Source organism: Brevundimonas sp. KH_060 (assembly GCF_057838275.1).
The window spans coordinates 199,224-220,289 of the sequence record NZ_CM174463.1 but is presented as its reverse complement, the minus strand read 5'-3'; the positions used below and the strand labels follow the sequence as shown (position 1 = coordinate 220,289).

At 69.0% G+C, this 21,066-nt stretch carries 19 protein-coding genes and 1 other RNA gene; 7 read left to right on the top strand and 13 right to left on the bottom strand.

The genetic code is table 11. The features are described from left to right. Positions 1 to 11: 11 nt before the first annotated feature. On the bottom strand, positions 12 to 2,600 hold the full coding sequence (clpB, locus tag AC3IPP_RS01150) for an ATP-dependent chaperone ClpB (RefSeq protein WP_489150037.1): 2,589 nt from the start codon (positions 2,598 to 2,600) through the stop codon (positions 12 to 14). Positions 2,601 to 2,892: 292 nt separating this feature from the next. On the opposite strand from clpB, the gene AC3IPP_RS01145 reads away from it, so the two are divergent. Beyond that, positions 2,893 to 4,803: a BCCT family transporter gene (locus tag AC3IPP_RS01145; protein ID WP_489150036.1), complete on the top strand. Its 1,911-nt coding sequence runs from the start codon at positions 2,893 to 2,895 to the stop codon at positions 4,801 to 4,803. Positions 4,804 to 4,922: 119 nt separating this feature from the next. After that, the gene (locus tag AC3IPP_RS01140; protein ID WP_489150035.1) at positions 4,923 to 6,575 is read left to right on the top strand and encodes a serine hydrolase; all 1,653 of its coding nucleotides are present in this window, start codon (positions 4,923 to 4,925) and stop codon (positions 6,573 to 6,575) included. Between the two features lie 9 nt (positions 6,576 to 6,584). Here AC3IPP_RS01140 and AC3IPP_RS01135 read toward each other — a convergent pair whose 3' ends face one another. The 8 genes from AC3IPP_RS01135 to prmC all read right to left on the bottom strand — a co-directional run bounded on the left by AC3IPP_RS01135 (position 6,585) and on the right by prmC (position 13,478). Continuing rightward, positions 6,585 to 7,217 carry an OmpA family protein gene (locus tag AC3IPP_RS01135; protein WP_489150034.1) on the bottom strand — a complete coding sequence of 211 codons (633 nt, stop codon included), beginning with the start codon at positions 7,215 to 7,217 and terminating at the stop codon, positions 6,585 to 6,587. 5 nt (positions 7,218 to 7,222) lie between these two features. Beyond that, a complete protein-coding gene (locus AC3IPP_RS01130) occupies positions 7,223 to 7,558 on the bottom strand; it encodes a hypothetical protein (RefSeq protein ID WP_489150033.1) in 336 nt (111 codons plus the stop codon). 300 nt (positions 7,559 to 7,858) lie between these two features. Continuing rightward, a complete protein-coding gene (locus tag AC3IPP_RS01125) occupies positions 7,859 to 8,263 on the bottom strand; it encodes a hypothetical protein (RefSeq protein WP_489150032.1) in 405 nt (134 codons plus the stop codon). A 72-nt stretch (positions 8,264 to 8,335) separates the two neighbouring features. After that, entirely contained in the window at positions 8,336 to 9,052 is a 717-nt protein-coding gene (locus tag AC3IPP_RS01120; protein WP_489150031.1) for a DUF4893 domain-containing protein, read from the bottom strand. 48 nt (positions 9,053 to 9,100) lie between these two features. Beyond that, positions 9,101 to 9,826 (bottom strand): DUF4893 domain-containing protein, encoded by a 726-nt coding sequence (locus tag AC3IPP_RS01115; protein ID WP_489150030.1) that lies wholly within the window; start codon positions 9,824 to 9,826, stop codon positions 9,101 to 9,103. Positions 9,827 to 9,930: 104 nt separating this feature from the next. Further along, positions 9,931 to 11,295, bottom strand: a complete 1,365-nt coding sequence (locus AC3IPP_RS01110) for a hybrid sensor histidine kinase/response regulator (protein ID WP_489150029.1) — start codon at positions 11,293 to 11,295, stop codon at positions 9,931 to 9,933. A gap of 82 nt (positions 11,296 to 11,377) precedes the next feature. Then, positions 11,378 to 12,292 (bottom strand): DUF4167 domain-containing protein, encoded by a 915-nt coding sequence (locus tag AC3IPP_RS01105; RefSeq protein ID WP_489150028.1) that lies wholly within the window; start codon positions 12,290 to 12,292, stop codon positions 11,378 to 11,380. Between the two features lie 277 nt (positions 12,293 to 12,569). Further along, positions 12,570 to 13,478, bottom strand: coding sequence for a peptide chain release factor N(5)-glutamine methyltransferase (gene prmC, locus AC3IPP_RS01100; protein ID WP_489150027.1), 909 nt, complete (start codon positions 13,476 to 13,478; stop codon positions 12,570 to 12,572). A 78-nt stretch (positions 13,479 to 13,556) separates the two neighbouring features. Here prmC and AC3IPP_RS01095 point away from each other — a divergent pair, with 78 nt between their 5' ends. Continuing rightward, on the top strand, positions 13,557 to 14,825 hold the full coding sequence (locus tag AC3IPP_RS01095) for a YihY/virulence factor BrkB family protein (RefSeq protein WP_489150026.1): 1,269 nt from the start codon (positions 13,557 to 13,559) through the stop codon (positions 14,823 to 14,825). Here the strand turns inward: AC3IPP_RS01095 and recR are convergent. Beyond that, positions 14,822 to 15,439: a recombination mediator RecR gene (gene recR / locus AC3IPP_RS01090; protein WP_489150025.1), complete on the bottom strand. Its 618-nt coding sequence runs from the start codon at positions 15,437 to 15,439 to the stop codon at positions 14,822 to 14,824. The two genes, AC3IPP_RS01095 and recR, sit on opposite strands and share 4 nt — an antisense overlap. Further along, positions 15,439 to 15,768, bottom strand: coding sequence for a YbaB/EbfC family nucleoid-associated protein (locus AC3IPP_RS01085; RefSeq protein ID WP_489150024.1), 330 nt, complete (start codon positions 15,766 to 15,768; stop codon positions 15,439 to 15,441). The genes recR and AC3IPP_RS01085 overlap by 1 nt, the downstream gene beginning before the upstream one ends. A 175-nt stretch (positions 15,769 to 15,943) precedes the next feature. On the opposite strand from AC3IPP_RS01085, the gene AC3IPP_RS01080 reads away from it, so the two are divergent. After that, a complete protein-coding gene (locus tag AC3IPP_RS01080) occupies positions 15,944 to 16,558 on the top strand; it encodes a malonic semialdehyde reductase (RefSeq protein WP_489150023.1) in 615 nt (204 codons plus the stop codon). A gap of 32 nt (positions 16,559 to 16,590) precedes the next feature. Here AC3IPP_RS01080 and nudC read toward each other — a convergent pair whose 3' ends face one another. Next, a complete protein-coding gene (gene nudC, locus AC3IPP_RS01075; RefSeq protein WP_489150022.1) occupies positions 16,591 to 17,514 on the bottom strand; it encodes an NAD(+) diphosphatase in 924 nt (307 codons plus the stop codon). 70 nt (positions 17,515 to 17,584) lie between these two features. On the opposite strand from nudC, the gene ffs reads away from it, so the two are divergent. The 3 genes from ffs (at position 17,585) to AC3IPP_RS01060 (ending at position 20,320) form a co-directional block, all read left to right on the top strand. Further along, positions 17,585 to 17,680, top strand: an RNA gene (ffs, locus tag AC3IPP_RS01070) — signal recognition particle sRNA small type. Between the two features lie 315 nt (positions 17,681 to 17,995). Continuing rightward, positions 17,996 to 18,400 (top strand): DUF3597 domain-containing protein, encoded by a 405-nt coding sequence (locus tag AC3IPP_RS01065; RefSeq protein ID WP_489150021.1) that lies wholly within the window; start codon positions 17,996 to 17,998, stop codon positions 18,398 to 18,400. A 57-nt stretch (positions 18,401 to 18,457) separates the two neighbouring features. After that, a complete protein-coding gene (locus AC3IPP_RS01060) occupies positions 18,458 to 20,320 on the top strand; it encodes a DNA polymerase III subunit gamma/tau (protein ID WP_489150020.1) in 1,863 nt (620 codons plus the stop codon). Here AC3IPP_RS01060 and AC3IPP_RS01055 read toward each other — a convergent pair whose 3' ends face one another. After that, positions 20,321 to 21,043, bottom strand: a complete 723-nt coding sequence (locus AC3IPP_RS01055) for a 3-deoxy-manno-octulosonate cytidylyltransferase (protein ID WP_489150019.1) — start codon at positions 21,041 to 21,043, stop codon at positions 20,321 to 20,323. Between the last annotated feature and the right edge of the window lie 23 nt (positions 21,044 to 21,066).

Below are 21,066 nucleotides of genomic sequence, written 5' to 3'. Positions count from 1 at the left end.
TAGGGCTTGAGCTAGTGCACCCGCGCCTTGCCGATCTCCAGCCCGTCCGCGCCCGCTGACACGGCGACCACCGAGCCGTCCTCGATCTCGCCGGCCAGCAGTTTCTTGGCCATGGGGTCGACCAGTTCCTTCTGGATAACGCGCTTCAGCGGCCGTGCGCCATACACTGGGTCGTAGCCCTTGTCGGCGAGCCAAGTCAGGGCGCTGTCGTCCAGAGCCAGCGTCAGGCGACGGTCGGCCATCAGCTTCTCCAGACGCGCCAGCTGGATGCGGACGATGCCGCCCATCTGTTCGCGGCCGAGGCGGTGGAACAGGATGATCTCGTCGATGCGGTTGAGGAACTCGGGCCGGAAGTGGGCGCGGACCTGTTCCATGACCAGGGGACGCACGGCCTCGACGTCCTCGCCCTCGGGCTGGTCGGCCAGATACTGGCTGCCCAGGTTGGAAGTCATGATGATCAGGGTGTTCTTGAAGTCGATGGTGCGGCCCTGACCGTCGGTCAGGCGGCCGTCGTCCAGCACTTGAAGCAGCACATTGAAGACGTCGGGGTGGGCCTTTTCGACCTCGTCGAACAGGATGACCTGATAGGGGCGACGGCGCACGGCCTCGGTCAGGGCGCCGCCCTCGTCATAGCCGACGTAGCCCGGAGGGGCGCCGATCAGACGGCTGACGCTGTGTTTCTCCATGTACTCGGACATGTCGATGCGGGTGATGGCGTTGTCGTCGTCGAACAGATAGCCCGCGAGCGCCTTGGTCAGCTCGGTCTTGCCCACGCCCGTCGGGCCGAGGAAGAGGAAGCTGCCCAGCGGCTTGTTGGGGTCGTTCAAACCGGCGCGGGCGCGGCGCACGGCGTCGGAGACGGCGGCCAGGGCCTCGTCCTGACCGACGACGCGGCGGCCCAGTTCATCCTCCATCTTGAGCAGCTTCTCGCGCTCGCCTTCCAGCATCTTGTCGACGGGCACGCCGGTCCAGCGGCTGACCACGGCGGCGATCTGTTCGGCGTCGACGACCTCGGGGGTGAGCGGACCTTCCGCCGGTTTCTCGGCGGCTTCGGCCTCGGCCAGCTGGCGTTCCAGTTGCGGGATCTGGCCGTAGGCGATCTCTGACGCGCGGCCGAGGTCGCCCGCGCGCTGGGCGGCGGCCAGTTCGGCGCGCAGGCGGTCAAGCGTTTCGCGCAGTTGGGCGCCCTGCCCCACCTTGTCCTTCTCGGATTTCCAGCGGGCGGTCATGTCGTCCGACTGGCCCTCCAGATCGGCGATCTCGTCCTCCAGCTTCTCCAGACGCTGCTGCGAGGCGCTGTCGCTTTCCTTCTTCAGGGCCTCGCGCTCGATTTTCAGCTGGACCAGACGACGGTCGATTTCGTCGAGCGCCTCGGGCTTTGAATCGACAGCCATGCGGACGCGCGATGCGGCCTCGTCGATCAGATCGATGGCCTTGTCGGGCAGGAAGCGGTCCGTGATGTAGCGGTTCGACAAGGTGGCGGCGGCGACGATAGCGCTGTCGCTGATCCGCACCCCGTGGTGGACCTCGTACTTCTCTTTCAGGCCGCGCAGGATCGACACCGTGTCCTCGACGGTGGGCTCGGAGACGAAGACCGGCTGGAAACGACGGGCCAGGGCCGCGTCCTTCTCGACGTGCTTGCGGTACTCGTCCAGCGTGGTGGCGCCGACGCAGTGCAGTTCGCCACGCGCCAGTGCAGGCTTGAGCAGGTTGGAGGCGTCCATCGCCCCGTCGCCCTTACCCGCGCCGACCAGGGTATGCATCTCGTCGATGAAGAGGACGATCTGGCCCTCGGCGGCGGCGACTTCGTTCAGCACGGCTTTCAGCCGCTCCTCGAACTCGCCGCGATATTTGGCGCCCGCAATGAGCGCGCCCATGTCGAGCGACAGAACCTTCTTGTCCTTCAGGCTTTCGGGCACGTCGCCGTTGACGATGCGCAGGGCCAGCCCCTCGACGATGGCGGTCTTGCCGACGCCGGGTTCGCCGATCAGGACGGGATTGTTCTTGGTGCGGCGAGCCAGCACCTGAATGGTGCGGCGGATCTCTTCGTCGCGGCCGATGACGGGGTCGACCTTGCCGTCGCGCGCGGCCTCGGTCAGGTCGCGGGCGTAGCGTTTCAGGGCGTCGAAGCTGTCCTCTGCGCCCGCGCTGTCGGCGATCTTGCCCTTGCGGATCTCGGCGACGGCGTCATCCAGCTTCTTGGCCGTAACTCCGGCGGACTTCAGCGCCTCGGCGGCGGCGCCGCCCTCCTTGGCGATGGCGGCCAGCAGGCGTTCGGTGGTGACGAAGGCGTCGCCCGCCTTTTTCGCGGCGCCCTCGGCGGCGCTGAACACACGGGCGGTGTCGCCGTCCAGATAGAGCTGGCCGGAGCCGCCCTCGACCTGGGGCCGCTTCTTCAGCAGGCCCTCCGTAACGAGTTCGACGGCGGACGGATCGCCGCCCGCCTGATCGATGAGTTTGCGAGCCAGGCCGTCGCGTTCCTCAAGCAGCACCTTCAACAGGTGCTCGGGCGCGAACTGCTGGTGACGGCGCGCGAGCGCCAGCGACTGGGCGGACTGGACGGCCTGTTTGGCGCGGTCGGAATAGAGGTCGAGATTCATGTCGTTCGGTTTCCCCTCAGGAGGCGGATTTCGACTCAATGCGCCCTTTCACGAAGCGACGCCTTGAGCTGTCGCAAAGGAGGTGGGTGTGGCCGAGAGGACACGCAAGGGGGTGTTGCTTCAGCGTCGCGTAAAGCCGTCCCGAGTGATGGCGAGACGGCGCATGTCCAGCCCCATATCCAGCATCCTACGGTCATAAAGTCAGCAAGCTTCGCCGCAACGCCAGTCCTTCCGCCGGTTGCAGATTGGACCTCAATTGGAACCTCAAGCGTCGCTGTGCGATTAGGAGCCCATGCTGACGACTAAGATGAACCCCCGTGTCTTCTGGGGGGCCAGCGCCATCGCGGGCGGGCTGCTGCTGCTCGCCCTGACGGCGCCCGCCACGTCCGGCCTGCTTTTCGGGCGCGCCCAGGCCTGGGTGATCGACACCTTCGGCTGGTTCTACGTGGCCTCCGTGGCGGGCTTCCTGCTGTTCGTGGCCGTTCTGGCCGTCGGGCCGACCGGACGGTTGAAGTTGGGGCCGGACGACGCCGAACCGGACTTCCCCTATGTCTCGTGGCTGGCGATGCTGTTCGCGGCGGGTATGGGCATCGGCCTGATGTATTTCGCCGTCGCCGAGCCGGTGCAGCACTACATCGCCCCGCCCGAGGCCCAGCCCGGCACCCTGACGGCCTCGCGCGAGGCCATGGTCATCACCTATACCCACTGGGGCGTGCACGCCTGGGCCATCTACGCCGTGGTGGGGCTGAGCCTGGCCTATTTCGCGCACCGCAAGGGCTTGCCCCTGACCATGCGGTCCAGCCTCTATCCCCTGCTGGGCAAGCGGGTGAACGGCTGGCTGGGCGACGCGGTCGACATCTTCGCCATTTGCGGCACCCTGTTCGGCATCGCCACCTCGCTGGGGCTGGGCGTGGCGCAGATGAACTCGGGACTGAACTACGTCTTCGGCGTGCCCAGCAATGTGATGATGCAGGTCGGGCTGATCGCCGTGGTCATGGGGGCGGCGACGATCTCGGTCCTGACGGGCGTGGACAAGGGGGTGCGGCGCCTGTCCGAGCTGAACCTGGTCATCGCCGTCTGCCTGATGCTGTTCGTGCTGATCGCGGGGCCGACGCTGTTCCTGCTGCGGGCCTATGTGCAGAATTTCGGCCTCTATCTGGACCATTTCTTCGTCCGCACCTTCACCCTCTACGCCTATGAGCCGCGCGCCTGGATGGCGGACTGGACCCTGTTCTACTGGGCCTGGTGGATCGCCTGGTCGCCGTTCGTCGGCATGTTCATCGCCCGCATCTCGCGCGGACGCACGGTGCGCGAGTTCCTGATCGGCGTGCTGCTGGTGCCGACGGGCTTCACCTTCCTGTGGATGACGGTCTTCGGCAATTCGGCCATGAGCCTGGACCTGGGCGTGGCGGCCGGGGCCATTTCCGAGGCTGTGCAGGCGGACCTGTCGACGGCCCTGTTCCGCTTCCTGGAATATCTGCCGGGGACGGCGATCACCTCGGTCCTGGCCATCGCCCTGGTGGCGGTCTTCTTCGTCACCTCGGCGGATTCCGGCTCGCTGGTGATCGACACCCTGGCCTCGGGCGGGGCGGAAGACACGCCGCGTTGGCAGCGGGTCTACTGGTGCGCGATGGAGGGGCTGGCGGCGGCCCTGCTGCTGCTGGCCGGGGGCCTCGGCGCCTTGCAGGCGGCGACCCTGGTGGCAGCCCTGCCCTTCGCCGTCATCATGATCCTGGCCTGCTTCGGCCTGGCGCGGCAGATGAACGCCGACCTGAGGGGCGAGGCCGTCGAGACCGAGGCGCCGCCGCTGCGCGAACAGCTCAAGCGCATCCTGGCGCCCGCCAGCCGCCGCGACATCGACCGTCAGATCGCCCGTCACGGCGCCCCGGCGCTGGAAGAAGTGCGCGCCGCCGTCGCCGCCGAGGGGCTGGAGAACAGCGAGGTCCAGAGCGACGACAACGGCGTCTGGCTGCGGGTCGAGCACGCCAACGGGCGGGACTTCCTCTATCGGCTGGGCGCGCGCTCGCGGCCCCTGCCTGCCCTGACCGCGCTGGAGGCCCCTGAAAGCCGCCGCGCGCTGGAATGGCGGCTGAGCGCCGTGACCGGCGACGGCATGCGCCCGCGCGACGTGACCGGCTTCACCCGCGCCCAGATCGTGGCGGACGTGCTGGAGCATCTGCAACGGTGGCGACTGGCGGCCTAGAGTCTGTGAAATCTCCGCTCACCCCGGCGGACGCCGGGATGAGCGGATCGAAGGACGTCGCCCCTTGGCCCGGCGAAGCGGCGGCGTTAGCGTCGCCGTTCATGTCGGGAGCTTCGCCTATGTCCATCCGCCTGTCGCGCCGCGCGGCGCTGATCTCTTCCGCCGTCGCCGCCACGGGGGCGGCCCTGCCCGCGACCGGCTGGGCGCAGACCAGCGCCGACACGCGCTCGGACGAGGAGATCGCCGCCGCCGCCGACGCCTGGGTTCAGCGCTGCATGGCCGCCTGGCCGGAGCAGCCCGCCGTGTCGCTGGCCCTGGTGCGCGACGGCAAGACGGTGCTGGCCAAGGGCTATGGCGTGCGCCGTCAGGGCAAGGCCGAACCGGCCGACGAACACACCCTGTTCGCCATCGCGTCGAACTCCAAGAACGTCACCGCCGCCTGCCTCGCCATGCTGGTCGACGAGGGCAAGGTGAAATGGGACGAGCCGATCCGCACCTATCTGCCCGACTTCACCCTGTCGGACCCGATGGTGGGCGAGCGCATCACCGTGCGCGACACCCTCAGCCACCGCGCCGGTTTCGGCCTGGGCGCGGGCGACCTGCTGTTCTGGCCCAACAGCGACCGGACGCGCGCCGAGGTTCTGGCCCAGGCCGCCTTCGTGCCGATCGAGGACGGCTTCCGCGAGGACTACCACTACTGCAATCTGATGTTCGTGGTCGCGGGCGCGGTGATCGAGAAGGTGTCTGGCCTGTCGTGGGAGGCCTTCGTCCAGACCCGCATCTTCGACCGCGTGGGCATGAGCGAGAGCGCGCCGCTGGCCCGTCTGGCCGATCCGACGAAATCCGCCCTGCCGCACGGCCGCGTCGGGCCGCCCCTGCGCTATCAGGGGCCGATGACCCAGATCGCCGAGTCGATCGTCGAGGTCTGGAACTGGGATTCGGCGGCGGCGGCAGGCGGCATCTGCGCCAGCGCCCACGACTGGGCCAAGTGGATCGCCGTGCGCCTGAACGACGGCAAACTGGCCGACGGCTCGCGCCTGTTCTCCGAAGCCGCCGCGCGCGAGATGTACAAGCCGAACATCGTGGTCTCATCGTCCAACGGACCGACGGCGGCCCTGCCGAACCGGGCCGTGGCCTCGACCTACGCCATGGGCTTGCAGGTGCAGGACTATCGCGGCGAGCGGCTGGCGACCCACGGCGGCGGTTCGCCCGGCGGCATCTCGGCCACGGTGCTGATCCCCGGCCGTAAGATCGGCTTCTCGGTCTTCACCAACGCCGAAGAGAGCTTCCTCTTACGCGCCCTGCGCTCGGGCCTGTCGGACATCGCCATGAACAAGGTCGACGTCGACTGGATCGCCGATTCCAAACGGATCGAGGCCGAGGGGACCGAGAAGTCGTTGAAGGCCGCCGTCGAGATCGACGCCAAACAGGCGGCGGGCGCGGCGCCGTCCATGCCGCTGGAGGCCTATGCCGGAACCTGGCGCGATCCCTGGTACGGCGACATCGTCATCGAGCCGAAGACGGAAGGGCGCGGTCGCAACCGCAAGTCCGGCCTGTGGCTGCGCTTCACCCACACCCCGGCGCTGCAAGGCTGGCTGGAGCCCTATGACGGCGAGACCTTCCGCACCCGCTTCCCCGACAAGCGCGAGGAAGACGCCTTCATCACCTTCAGCATCGCCACGGCCAAGCCCGCCACGGCGACGGTCAAGGGCGTCTCACCCGACATCGACTTCAGCTACGACTATCAGGATCTGCGGCTGACGCGGGTCTGAGGCGGCGACTCAGGCGCGCGGAATAGCGACCACGACGCGGCGGTTCCTGGCGCGGCCCTCGGGGTCGTCCTGGCCGTCGGTCGTCGCATTGGGCGCTGCGGGCTCGGCTTCGCCGCGCCCCTCGGCGTGCAGGCGATCAGCCGGGACGCCGCCCGACGCCGCGAGCCACTGCGCCACCGCTTCGGCCCGTTGCTTGGACAGCGCGAGGTTATAGGCGTCCTCGCCGACCGAATCGGTATGGCCGACCACGGTGATGCGGCCCGATCCCGCCTGCGCAGCCAGTTCGGCCGTGCGACGCAGCGCCGCCTCCGCCTCTGCCGTCAGCCGGGCGGAATCGAAGGCGAACAGCACGTCGGACGCCAGTTCGACAATGGTCTGCGCCTCGGTCTGGCGCATGGCGAAGCCGCTGATCCGGCCGGTGAGGCCGCTGACCTGACCGGTCAGGCGAGCGCCGCCGCCCAAACCGGCGTTCTGGGCGCCAGCCCCCGCCGTCGACGGCGTGACAGGGTTCGCCTCCACCTGCGACGAAGCCGTCGGCGCAGCGGTGGGCGACGGGCCAGACTCATCGGACCGCTCGCCGGAACAGGCGGCCAGAGCCACGACCAGCCCTGTCGCCAGGGCGACGCAAGCCCCGATGCGCACTCGACTCACCGCTGCACCGGCACGCCGTCAAACGGACTGACATCGGGCATGTTCAAGGAGATGGTGCCGCTTTCGGCGGGCGGCGCAGGGAATTTGAACCAGATGATCGCCGGCTTGTCCCGCCCTGTGCTGACGCCGATCCGCCCGCCTGAAAGCGGCGCCGCCATCCACTTCTTCTCCTCATCCTGCAACACGCCGTAGCGCTGCGAGGTGGCGTCGTCGATGACGCTGACGTCACTGAGGTTGAAGAACCACTGGGAGACCGTTTCGCCAGGCGGCGGCGTGTAGCGTAGCTCCACCGTCAGGATGGAGCCTGTGACCTGGACCCGCGTCAGGTCCACGGTCTGACCCTCGAGGGCCTGGCGAAGAGCGGAGCGCCGCCGCCGCCGGAGGAGGAGCTGGAGACGCTGCGACCGTCGGGGACGGCGCCGTTTCAGGCGCGGCGACTGCGGGCGGCGGCGCCGCGTTCTCAGCCTTTTCCGCCTGACCCTGACCACACGCCGCCAGAGCCGGCATCATGAATCCGATGAGAACGGGCAAGCCCCGTACTGACAGCCGCAACTTCATGAAACATCCCTTCCTTCAACCGTTCGTGATCGACAGAAGGCCTGAGCGGCGCCCCGGGTTCCGTAGCCTTCGACCTAACGGGTCGCCGGACGCTGGCCGGCCTCCAGGATCGGCATCCCCGCTTCGGTGGGGATGTAGATGGTCTGGCGGCCTTCCTTGCCGGCCGTTTCCTGCAGCATGTTGATGTAGGACCAGCGCAGATAGGCCTCGGGGCCGCCTAGCGCCTCGGCCATGATGCGGTTGGCCTCATTGGCGCCCTTGGCGCGCTCGATCTCGGCGGCGGCGGTCAGCTTGGCCGAGTCCAGGGCGGCCTGAGCTTCCAGCACGCGGATGCGGCGGTTCTGCACCGCCTCTTCATAGGCGGCCTTGCCCGCCATCTGCTTGGAATAGACGTTGTAGGTGGGGAAGCCGATCAGGACGACCGCCAGCACAACGGCGATGGCGATGATGGATCCGAGCGTGAGGCCGACGCCGCGCATGCGGGTGCTCCAAGGTTGAAAGCGATAAGGCGTTCAGGGTGGCGGGCGCGGCCCCGCCCGGTCAAGCTGCGATCAGCGCGTCAGCTCCAGAATGTCGAGCTTGGACTCTTGCTTGGGGAAGGGAATGACCAGGCGCCAGCGTTGCGGCCCGATGCGTTCGAACACCCCCAACTGGTCGCGCTCGGCCTTGGCGCCATAGGCGGGAAAGCCGGTCTCGTCGCCCCAGGCCTGGGCGCCGACATAGACCAGGCGCCGATCGGTGTCGGGGTAGAGCAGGCCGCGGGTGCGCTGGCTGCCGGTCGTCTTCTCGAGGATCAGGTCGCCGCCAGGCGTCAGTTCGACGCGGCAACGGAAGGCCGGATAGGCGACATAGGCCAGGCCCTGCGCCTGGCGCGCGCCCAGCTTGACGGTGCGGCAGCGGTAGTCGCCCGGCGGCGGTTGAAGACGGCCCGCCTGTCCGGCGTTGGGATCGACCAGGACGCCGAGGGATTCGACTTCGTCGGCGAAGCCCCGCGCCTCGGCTTCGGCGCGGGCCAGGCTCCAGGCCTGGTCGAGGCGGCCCAGCAGGCTGGCGTCGGCGGGCGCGGCGACCGCACGCCAGTCGTCGCCTCCGCCCTGCTCGCCGGGGGACGGCGCGACAGCCTCAGGCGCGGGCGAAACGACCTCGGGCGTCGCTTCATCGGGCGCGGCAGGCGAGGAGGCGGGCGGTTGATCCGGCGCGGCGGCGCGGTCGCAGCCGGCCAGGGCGGCGCTCATGAGAACAGCGGCGCAGGCGAATCCGAGGCGCATGGGGGTCTCCACAATCATCCAGCCCTAACGGACAGGAACGGCGACGGTTCAGCGCGACGGCGGCGCCGGGACCAACTCCAGCAGATCGAGGTTGGATTCCGCTGCCGGCCAGGGCGTGACCAGGCGCCAGCGCCGCTCGCCGATCCGCTCCAGCACGCCGACCAGATCGCGTTCAGCGCGTTGGCCGTAGCTGCGGGCCGTCGGCTCGGACGCCAGGGCCATAGAGCCGAGGAAGACCATCTCGCGGTCACTCTCGGGGAAGAGCAGGCCCGCCGGACGCTGAGAGCCGGTGCGCTTGACCAGCTTCAGCCCGCCGGGCGTCTGCTCGATGCGGCAGGCGAACCAGCCGTAAACCACATAGCCGAGCCCGCCTTCATCGCCCTGGGAGCCCAGTTTGACGGTGCGGCAGCGATAGGCGCCGGGCGGCGGGGCGACGTTGGAACGGGCGGCGTCAGGGTCGATCAGCTCGCCCAGAGCCGACAGATCGCCCGAGCCGGGTTGGCGCCGGGCCTGCTCCAGCGCCAGGCTCCAGGCGGCGGCGCGGCGCTGATAGCGGTCGCGGTCCGCCGGGGTGATGACGCCCCGCCAGTCGTCCAGAACGGCCCCGATCGGCGCCTCGGGCGCGGCTGGAACCGATGGGGGCGGCGGAGGCGGCGGGGGGGGCGGCGTCGTGGCGCAGGCGGCCAAGGCCGCCGAGGCCAGAGCCGGGCCGACCATGGTCTTGAACAGGGGCTGGAAAGCGAGCCGGAAAGGTCGGTTCGGCGTACGCGGCATATCGGTCTTCTCAAGCAACGAGGATCGAAAGCCCCGTTTCTCTTTAGGAAGCCGCCATGAGGCGCGGCGTCAACCCCGCCCGTCGTCGCGACCGCGTGAAGTCGTCAGGCGCGTGCGGTCTTCGGCACGGTCTGCGAAGAGACGCCGGAGGGTGCGAGAAGACGCGACAAACCCGCCGCCAGATCGGCAAGCCCGATCGGCTTGATCAGGTATTCGGCGAAGCCCGCCGCCTGCGCGCGTCGCACCTCGTCCGGTTCAACCGCCGCCGACAGGGCCATGACGGGCAGGTCGCGGGTCAGAGGCTCCTGCGCCAGGGCGGCCTTGACCGCGAGGCCTTGCCCGCCGTGCAGGTCCAGATCGAGGATGACGGCGTCGGGCTGAAGGTCGCGCGCCAGGTCCGCTCCCTCCTGCGCAGTCGCCGCGACGTGGAGCTGGACCGGACCCAATCCGTGCAACAGATGACGCATGAAGGCGACCGCAGCCGCATCCTCGGCGATATAGAGCAGGACCGCGTCCGGCAGGCGCGATAGCGGCAAGGCAGCCTGAAGCTCGGCCCGAGATTCGGCCTGGGCCTGGGGTGAAGCGGGCAGACGCAGGATGAAGGCCGCGCCCTCGCCTTCCTGGCTCTCGACCGTCAAGTCGCCGTCCATGGCGACCGCCAGACGGCGCGCCGCGGCCAGGCCGACGCCCGCGCCATCGACCGGCGAGGCGGCCCGGCCGCGTCGGGCGAAAGGCTCGAACAAGGTCTCGATCCGGCGAGGAGACAAGCCCGGCCCGGTGTCGCGCACGGTGATCCAGACCTCCTGGGCGACGCGGCGTCCTTCAATCACGACCGTTCCGCCCGGCCGATTGTGCTGCACGGCGTTGCGGATCAGGCTGGTCAGCACCTGATCCAGGGCGCGGGCCTCGGACTGGACGGTCAGCCCCGCCTGAAACGGAGGCGGACGCAGATCGACCCCCGCCGTCTCGGCCGGGCCAGCCAGAGACTGGCAGATGCGCCGGGCGATCAGCAGAGGGTCCAGGCGCTCACGCGCAGCCCCGACGCCCGAGGCGTCCGCAAAGGCGGTCAGCCCCTCGACCAGAGTCTTCAGGCGCGCCGCGCCATCGTGAATCTGATCGACGGCCTGGCTCTGGCGTCGGCTGAGCGGTTCATTGACCGCATTGATGCGCAGCAGATCGGCAAAGCCCAGTATGGCGTCGAGCGGCCCGCGCATCTCACGGCTGAAAGCGGTGAGCAGGGCCGTATGGGTCCGGCGCCCGGCGGCCTCGACCGCCTGGGCGCGCAGCAGGCGCGCCTCGACGTCGCAAGCGGCGCCTTCGAGGTCGGCGATACGCCGCTGGGCGGCGGCGACCTGACCGTCATGCAGCCGCTGCACCGCGCGTATGCGCCCATGGGCGCCGAGCGACAACCGGACGCCCGCGACGCCTGTCGCCAGTCCGAGGGCGATCGCCAGTAGAACGAATTGCATCACACGTCCTCCCGATAGATCGAGAGTGACGCGTAATTGGTTGCATTAAAATGAACACACCCGCTTGGGTTGTGTCGCCGCCTTATTCGTCGTCGGCGGCCGTCTCAGCCTTGCGGCGGGGGCGGCGGGTGCGCGGGGCGGGCGTCTCGTCATCCGACGCCGTTTCCTCGATCGCCGTCGGACGAGTCAGGAAACCCGGCAGGGCCGCCGCGTCGTCGCTGGCCGCTTCATCCTTGGCCGCGGTCGCGCGAGGACGACGCGGGGCGCGGGGCGCCTTGGCGACCGGAGCGTCGGACTCTGCTCCGGCCTCGACGGGCGGCGTCTCATGCGCACGCTCGTCGGCCGAAACCTCCGAAGCGGCTTCGAAAGGCTGGCCGTCGTCCTGGCCGGCGTCGTCATCAGCCCCATTGTCGGATTCGCCGTTCTCGAAACGACGGTTGCGCTCCTCACGGCGGCGCTCCCAGCGCTCGCGGCGGGTTTCACGGCGACCGCCTTCGCGGTTGTCGACGTCGCCGTTCTCACGAGGCTCGCGCGGTTCACGGGGTTCGCGGGGCTCACGCGGTTCGCGATCGCGGTTGGCCTCGCGCTCAGCGCGTTCAGCCTGGCGGCGTGCCTCGTCCTCGGCCTTCTGCTGCTCGGCCTGCGCCGCTGCGATGATGGCCGCCGCCTGAGCGCCGGATTCATCTTCGAAGTCGATGTCGAAGCCCTGGCCCGCCTGTTCGCGCTGGGCGATTTCGCTGACCGAGCGCTGCGGCTGAAGCGCGCGCAACACGCGGAAATAGTGCTCGGCGTGCTGGGTGTAGTTTTCGGCCAGAACGCGGTCGCCGGCGGCCGCGGCGTCGCGCGCCAGCTGCATATAGCGTTCATAGACGGTCTGGGCGTTGCCCCGGACCTTGATGTTCTCGGGACCTTGCGAATCCCACGACCGGTTCGGATTGGTCGCGTTGGCGTTATTACCGCCGCCGGGCTTACGGTTGCGTCCGCGTTGACGCTTCATGCCCTTGAAATCTCTCATCGGAGCTTACCGTGCTGGTGCGGGCCGCCGTCATAAAGGACGGTCGGGACCCTGTTCGTCGTTCCGTTCGTTCGGGGCCAATCCCCGGTGCGAGCTGTTCGGAAAACCGTGTGTCCCCCGTGGTCCGCCGCGTCCGTCTTAGGGGCGTGGCCATCACTGAACCCAGACGCGCTTAAACGAGCGAACCTGCCCGAAAAGGATGCGTTTGAATGGGGAACAACACGGACTTAGCGCGCAGAGAGACGCTTTCCAAGGGTTTTTATTGCAGCGGCGCTTCAGCCTCGGGGATCGGGCCCACGCGCGGGTCCGGACCGTTGGTGACGACGCGGTCGCGATCCGACAGGTCCTTCACAACCTTGACGTCGGTGAAGCCCGCCGCCTCGAACAGGGCCTTGACCGCATCGCCCTGGTCCCAGCCGATCTCGACGGCGAAGACGCCTTCGGGGCGCAGGATGCGGGCGATTTCGGGCGCCAGGTCGCGATAGGGCTGCAAACCGTCCGGACCGCCGTCCAGCGCCAGATGCGGGTCGTGCTCGCGCACCTCGGGATCCAGACCGGCGATGTCGCCGCTGGGGATGTAGGGCGGGTTGGACACCACCAGGTCGAAACTGTCGTCGGCGAAGCCCGCCGCCCAGTCGGTCCGCATGAAGGTGCAGCGGTGGTTCAGATCCAGATTGGCCGCGTTCTCGCGCGCCACAGCGATGGCCTCGGTCGAGATGTCGGTGCCGACGCCGCGCGCGCCGCGCCGCTCGGCCAGGGCGGCCAGCAGGATGGCGCCCGAACCCGTGCCCAGGTCGGCCATGTCGAAGGCGCTGTTGGGCGGGAAGGCGCGGACGATGACGTCCACCACCGTCTCGGTGTCGGGACGCGGGCTGAGCACGTCGGGGGTGACGTTCAGCATGATCTTCCAGAAGCCCTTGCGGCCCAGGATGCGCGACACCGGCTCGCGGCGCAGGCGGCGATCCACCATGGCGTCCAGCGCCAGGGTTTGCTCAGGACTGAGCGCGCGATAGGGGTCGTTCAGGATATCGACACGGCCCGCGCCCGTCGCCGCCTCAAGCATAAGGCGCGCGTCGATGGAGGGGCTGTCGATGCCGGCGGCCTTCAGGCGCGCCTGGGCGCCTTTCCAGGCGGTCAGCAGGGTCGGTGGGGTGTTCAGATCGGACATTCCCGGTGATTGGGGTCTGCAAGAGATGATTTCAAGACGGAACGGCCGCGCAGCGTGGCCGTTGAAGGGCGAATGGGGATGAAACCACGGTCGAATCATCGCGCGTCGAGCGCCCGGAAGCGCCGTGCGGCGGGTGGCGCACACCGGGCGGCGGGCGGGCTGCTGCGGTATCTGGCCGCGGCGGCGGGCGGACTGGCGACCGGCGCCACGGCGGCGCACCTGCTCTATACTCAAGGCCATCGCTTCGGCCTGGAGCTACGGCCCCCGCGGCCCGAGCCCCTGCCCCCGCGCGATCCCACGCCCGAGGACTATGACGCCGAAGAGCCCGGTCGCGGCCGCCTGGCCCAGCGGCCGCTGCAGATCCCGCACAAAGGCTGGGTCGACATCCTGTGGCGGACGGTCATGGGCTATTTCGGCGACCGTGTCGGTTTCGTCGCCGGGGGCGTGACCTTCTTCCTGCTGCTGGCCCTGTTCCCGACGCTGGGCGCCTTCGTCACCATCTACGGCCTGTTCGCCGATCCGGCCGACGCCTGGGGCCAACTCAGCTTCCTCTATGAGGTGCTGCCGGCGAACGTGGCCCAGTTCCTGGGAACGGAGATGACGCGGCTGGCGGGCAATTCCACCGGCCAGCTGACCTTCACCCTGATCTGGACCCTGCTGCTGACGCTGTGGGCGGCCAATGGGGGGATCAAGACCCTCTTCTATGGCCTGAACCTCGCCTATCACGAGGTCGAACGGCGCAATATCGTGATCTACAATCTGGTGTGCATGGGCTTCACCGTCTCGGCCATGGCGGCGGTTATGCTGAGTTCGGCCCTGGTGGTCGGCGTGCCCGTGGTGCTGGCCGTGTTCGGCCTGGAGGACGAGTGGGCCTATCTGGCGCCCCTGCGCTGGCCGCTCTTGTTCTTCGGCTATGTCGGGGCGTTGGCCCTGATCTACCGGCTGGGGCCGAGCCGAGCGCGGGCGCGCTGGCGCTGGCTGACGCCGGGCGCGCTGTTCGCGGCCGGCCTGAGCCTGCTGGTGTCCTTCCTGTTCAGCTGGTTTCTGACCACCTTCGTCCGCACCGATTCCTACGGCCCGCTGGCGGCGGCCATGGGCTTCCTGCTGTGGACCTGGTTCTCGGTGCAGGTGATCCTGATGGGCGCCCGGCTGAACGCCGAGATCGAGCACCAGACAGCGCTCGACACCACCACGGGCGCGCCCCTGCCGCTCGGCGAGCGCGGAGCGGTGATGGCTGATTCGGTCGGTCCCCGACGCGGCAATCCCGCCGCCCTGGCCTTCACCCTGAAATACGCCGAGGCGCTGGGCGACCGCGTGATGCGGCGGCGGATCAGGCGAAGGCCCTAAGCGGGTCGTCGCGCCCGCAAGGCCTGGATGATGGTGCCGTCGTCCAGCCAGTCCAGCTCGCCGCCGACGGGCACGCCGCGCGCCAGCGACGTGACCTGCACCCCCGCCGCCGACAGGCGCTCGGCCAGGTAGTGGGCCGTGGTCTGGCCGTCGACGGTGGCGGGCAGGGCGAGGACGACTTCCCTCGCCTCCCCGCCGCCCATCTCGCCGCCTTTGACCCGGCCGATCAGTTCGGCGATGCGGAGCTGTTCGGGGCCGACGCCGTCCAGGGCGGACAAGAGGCCGCCCAGGACGTGATACTTGCCGCGAAAGGCGCCCGAGCGCTCCATCGCCCACAGGGCGCCGGCCTCCTCGACCACGCAGATCAGGGCGTTGTCGCGGCTCTGATCGGCGCAGACCGAGCAGGGATCGCGCGTATCGGGCGAACCGCAGACCGAACAGTTGACGACCTTGTCCGCCGTCTCGGCCAAGGACGCCGCCAGCGGGACCAACAACTGCTCGCGCCGCTTCAGCAGGGCCAGGGCCGCGCGCCGGGCCGAGCGCGGCCCCATGCCCGGCAGCTTGGCAAGCAGGCTGATGAGCCGTTCGATTTCCGGCCCGGCGGAAGCGGCCATCAGAAGAGTTTCGGCATTCCCGGGATGTTCATCCCGGCCATCGGCCCGGCGGCGTCGCGCATCAGGGCGTTGTTGATCTCGTCCAGCTTGCGCTTGGCGTCGGCGTGGGCGGCGACGATCAGATCGGCCAGGATCTCGCCCTCGCCGGGGGTCATCAGGCTGTCGTCGATCTTCACCGAAGTGATCTCGCCGGGGCCTTTCAGAGCGATGGAGACAAGGCCGCCGCCCGAGGTGCCCTCGGCGGTGGATTCGGCCATTTTCGCCTGGGCGTCCTGCAGCTTCTGCTGCATCGCCTGGGCCTGTTGCATCAGGGCGTTGAGGTCTTTCATGGCCTCTAGATAAGGCGAAGCGCCGCGCGGCTCCAGACCCCGGCGAAGAAAGCCCTGCCCGACCTGTCGTTTCAGCATTCGTCACAACAAATGTAGCCGATCCCCTTGACGATGTCGCAGCACAAACCTAATTAGCCACACTTGAAGTTACCAATCAGTTTCTGGAGAAGCCCTGATGGCCTTTGACGCCCTTCCGACCCGCGACACGCCGGTCTCCGATCCGGTTCTGGCCCAGTTGTTCACCGAGGCGCGCACCCGCAACGGCTGGAGCGACCGCCCCGTGCCCGAAGCCCTGATCCGCAAGCTCTACGACCTGACCAAGTTCGGCCCGACGGCGGTCAACATGACCCCGGCCCGCTTCGTCTTCGTCACCTCGCCCGAGGCCAAGGCCCGGCTGTCGACCCACATGGCCGAGGGCAACCGCGCCAAGACCCTGGCCGCGCCGGTCAATCTGATCATCGCCCAGGACGTCGACTTCCATAAGACCCTGCCCAAGCTGTTCCCGCACGCGCCGGGCGCTCGCGACTGGTTCCCGGAAGAAGCCGGCCGTCGTGAAGCCGCCTTCCGCAACGCCTCGCTGCAAGGGGGCTATCTGACCATCGCCGCACGCGCCCTGGGTCTGGATGTCGGTCCGATGTCGGGCTTTGACGCCGCAGGCGTGAAGGCTGAGTTCTTCCCCGACAGCAACGTCGAGCCGAACTTCATCATGAACCTGGGCTACGGCACGGACGAGAACCTGTTCCCGCGCTCGCCTCGCCTCGACTTCGAGGAAGCCGCCCAGATCCTGTAAGCCGGTCAGCCCTCGGGCCTTGTCCCGAGGGCTTAGTCCTCGCCGTGCGCCCAGCTTTCCAGCAGCCGTCGCGCGATGGCGTAGGGCGGCGGGGCATGGATGGTCGGGTGCGTCTCGTCCAGCACGGCGCGCGCTTCGCTGCGCGTCAGCCAGGCGACGGCTTCCAGCTCGGTCTGATCGGGGGCGGCCTCGTCAGTCGTGACCTCGGCGATCAGGCCGATCATCAACTGGGCCGGGAAGGGCCAGGGCTGGCTGGAGTGGTAGCGCACGTCCGACACCGTCAGCCCCGCCTCCTCCATCACCTCGCGAGCGCAGGCCTCCTCGATCGCTTCGCCCGGCTCCATGAAACCGGCCAGGGCCGACATCCGGCCCTCGGGCCAGGCGGCCTGACGGCCCAGCAGGCAGACCGGTTCGGCCCCGCCCTTATAGACCGGCAGCATGATGACGACCGGATCAACGCGCGGGAAATGCTCGGTCCCGCAGGCCGGGCAGACGCGCTTCCAGCCGCCGGACGCCTGATCCGTGGCCTTGCCGCAGGCGGCGCAGAAGCCGTGGCGGCGGCGCCAGTCGAACAGGCTCTTGGCCGTGGCGGCGATGCCGGCGTCGGCCTCGGGCAGGACGACGGCCGCCTCGCGCATCTCGACGAAGCGGCCCAGGCCCCCGGCGGGTCCGCTGGTCGGGTCGATGGAGCCTTCGAACTCGGCGGCGAAGACCGGCGCGCCCTTCCACAGCCCCAGGAAGATGTCGCGGTCGCGCGCCAGATCGCGCGCATGACCCAGCGACAGCCAGACCAGCCGCTCGGCCCCCTCATGGGTTTCGATCAGCGGGCGACCCTCCCACAGGATCATGGCCAGGGCTTCGGGGTTGGCCTCCTGCTCGGCCAGCCATGCGGCGTCGTTGCGAAGGTCGCCGGAGCGGTCGAGCGGATTGCCTGAAAAGGCGTTGCGATAGGGCATGACGCTACATAGCCCCGACGGCGCGTGCAGGGGAGGGCTTGATTCCCGCGCCGTCCGCCTTCATATCCCCTCTCGGAGATCGCGGGCGAAGGCTTCGCCAACCTGGTCAGGGCCGGAAGGCAGCAGCCACAACGAATTCACCTTCGGGTCGCGGTCTCTACTTTCCTGATATTTTAGTGCGCTATCGTCGATCACGCGTTGATCGACTGCTTGAACGCGTTTGTGCGCGCCCGGCTCACGTCTATGCGCCGTCATCCTCGGGCTTGACCCGAGGATCCAGCCGCGCCGACGGCGGCTGAATAAAGCGGCGTGCGCTACGGCGTCCGGCAGACGCGGTTCTGGATCCTCGGGTCAAGCCCGAGGATGACGGCGAGGAAGGGAGCGAACGACGACGCGGAAAGCCCGTCGTGCAAGCTTCACGGAACCGGGGCGCGCCTCATTCGCTGAAAGGACTTCGATCCCCACGATCAGGAGCAGGCGAATGAGCATACTCGGCAAGATTCTTGGCGGCGTCTTCAGGAAGAAGGAAGCCCCGGCGGCGACCCCCGCCGCCGCCGCGCCCGAAGCGGCGGCCCCGACCCCGACCCCGGCCCCCGCGCCCACGGCCGCCGCCGTGGCGCCTCAGCCCGCGGCCGAGGTCGACGTCGCCGGCATCCTCGACTTCATGAACGAGCAGCGCGCGCAGAAGCTGAACTGGCGCACCTCCATCGTCGACCTGATGAAGCTGATCGGCCTGGAATCCTCGCTGGCCGAGCGCAAGGAGCTGGCCGACGAACTGGGCTACACCGGCGACAAGTCGGACAGCGCCAGCATGAACATCTGGCTGCACAAGCAGGTGATCCAGAAGATCCGCGACAACGGCGGCCAACTGCCCACCGATCTCTGAGCCTCTCAGCGGCGCGAGGGGGTGCGCGAGCGCGCTCCTTCGCGCTAAGAGTGGGCCATGAGCGACGCCGATCACAGTCTCGATGGTCCTCCGTGGGAGGAAGACGCGCCCGAAGTCGAGGTGCGCGACCCCAACACCGACGACATGTTCGGCGCCCCGCCGCCCGTCGCTGCGGCCGAACCCGCGCCTGAACCGAAGGCGGAGCCCGCGCCCGTCCCCGCTCCCAAGGCTTTCGAAGCGCCGCCCGCCGAGGGCGAGGCCTACACCGTCCTGGCCCGCAAATACCGGCCGCGCGCCTTCGAAGACCTGATCGGTCAGGAAGCGATGGTCCGCACCCTGACCAACGCCTTCGCCACCGGCCGCATCGCCCACGCCTTCATGCTGACCGGGGTGCGGGGCGTCGGCAAGACGACGACTGCGCGCCTGCTGGCCCGCGCGCTGAATAATGAAACCGAGACCATCGACAAGCCGTCCCTGGCGCTGACACCCACGGGGCGGCACGACGCCGCCATCATGGCGGGCCAGCACATGGACGTGATGGAGATGGACGCCGCCTCGCACACCGGCGTCAACGACATCCGCGACATCCTGGAAAGCGTCCGCTACGCGCCGGTCGAGGCCCGCTACAAGGTCTATGTGCTGGACGAGGTCCACATGCTGTCGACGCAGGCGTTCAACGCCCTGCTGAAGACGCTGGAAGAACCGCCGCCCCACGCCAAATTCATCTTCGCCACCACCGAGATCCGCAAGGTGCCGGTGACGATCCTGAGCCGCTGCCAGCGTTTCGACCTGCGCCGGGTCGAGCCGGAGGTTCTGGTCGGCCATCTGGGCCGCGTCGCCGATCGCGAAGGCATGAAGATCGAGCAGGAGGCCCTGGCCCTGATCTCGCGCGCGGCTGAAGGGTCGGTGCGCGACGGCCTCAGCCTGCTGGATCAGGCGCTGGTTCAGGCCGAACGCGGCGCGGTGGTCGAGACGGCCACGGTGCGCGACATGCTGGGTCTGGCCGACCGCACCCAGACCATCGCCCTGTTCGAACAGACGATGGCGGGCAAGACGGCCGAGGCCCTGACGACATTCCGCACCCTGTACGGCTACGGCGCCGATCCGGTGCAGGTGGCCAACGACCTTCTGGAGCATTGCCACGCGGCCTCGGTCGCCAAGATGCTGGGACCGAACGCGACCCGCCTGCCCGGCGATCAGGCGCAGAAGCTGGCGGCGCTGGGCGCGGCGATCTCGGCCGGAACCCTGTCGCGCACCTGGCAGATGCTGCTGAAGGCGCTGGACGAAGTGCGGCGCGCGCCCAACCCGGCCGATGCGGTGGAGATGGCCATCGTGCGTCTGGCCTACGCCGCCGACCTGCCCGGCCCGGAAGAGGCGCTGAAGGCGATCCAGTCGGGCGGCGTCCCAGGCGGCGGGGCCGGCCCTCGCGGCGGCTCTGGCGGCGGTGGAGGCGGCGGCGCCTCGGCCATGCTGGCGGCGCGCCCGATGCCGACGCCCGCCCTGCCCGACCCACAGAGCTTCGAGGCCGTGGTCGCCCTGATCGGCGAGAAGCGCGAGATCACCCTGCAGATGGACGTAGAGCGCTACGTCCGGGTGGTCAGCTTCCGTCCCGGCGCCATCACCTATGAACCGGCCGAGGGCTCGCCGCACGATCTGGCGCGGCGTCTGGCCGGGCGGCTGAAGGAATGGACCGGCCGCACCTGGCTGATCGCCGCCAACGGTCAGGGCGGCGGCGAGACCCTGATCGAGGTCGAGAAGAAGGCCCGCATCGCCCGCCGTGCGGCGGTCGAGGCCGACCCCTTCATCGTCTCCATCATGCAGGCCTTCCCCGGCGCCGAGATCAAGGAGATCGTCACCCTGGCCCCGGCCGTGGAGATGCCCGCCATCCCCGACGACGGCGAACCGGGCGAGGACGACTGATCAGGCCAGCGCCCGCGCGGCCTCCAGGTCCGCCGGATTGTCCACCGACAGCGGCGCTTCATCGATCACCGAGGCCCAGATCTGCAGGCCCATTTCCAGGGCGCGCAACTGCTCCAGCTTTTCGCGCTTCTCCAGCGGCGACGGCGGGGCGGCGCAGAAGCGAGCCAGGGCTTCACGGCGATAGCCGTAGATGCCGACGTGACGCCACACGGGAGCGTCGCCGTAAAGGGTCGAGCGCGTGAAATAGAGGGCGCGACCGCTCGTCCCGCCCTCCGGCAGGGCCAGCACCGCCTTGACGACATCGGGATTGGTCCGATCCGAGACGTCCGCCTCGGCCGCGACCAGGGTGGCGATGTCGCAGGCTGATTCGCGCGCCAGCAGTTCGGCGCAGGCTTTCGCAAGATTCGGCGAGGCGAAGGGCATGTCGCCCTGGATGTTGATGACCACCTCATGCGCCCCCTCGGGATCAACCGCCTGGGCCGCCGCCAGGATGCGGTCCGAGCCGCTGGGCAGGTCGGGATCGGTCAGCACCGCCTCGCCGCCCGCCGCCTGCACCGCCGCGACGATCTCCGGATCGCCCGCCGCCACGGCGACGCGGAAGCCCGAGGCCATGGCCTGTTCCCAGGCGCGTACGATCATCGGCTTGCCGCCGATGTCGGCCAGGGGTTTGCCGGGCAAACGGGTGGCCGCCATGCGAGCGGGTATCATTATCAGCGGATTCATGATCGCCAAGCATCTTGAAGCGC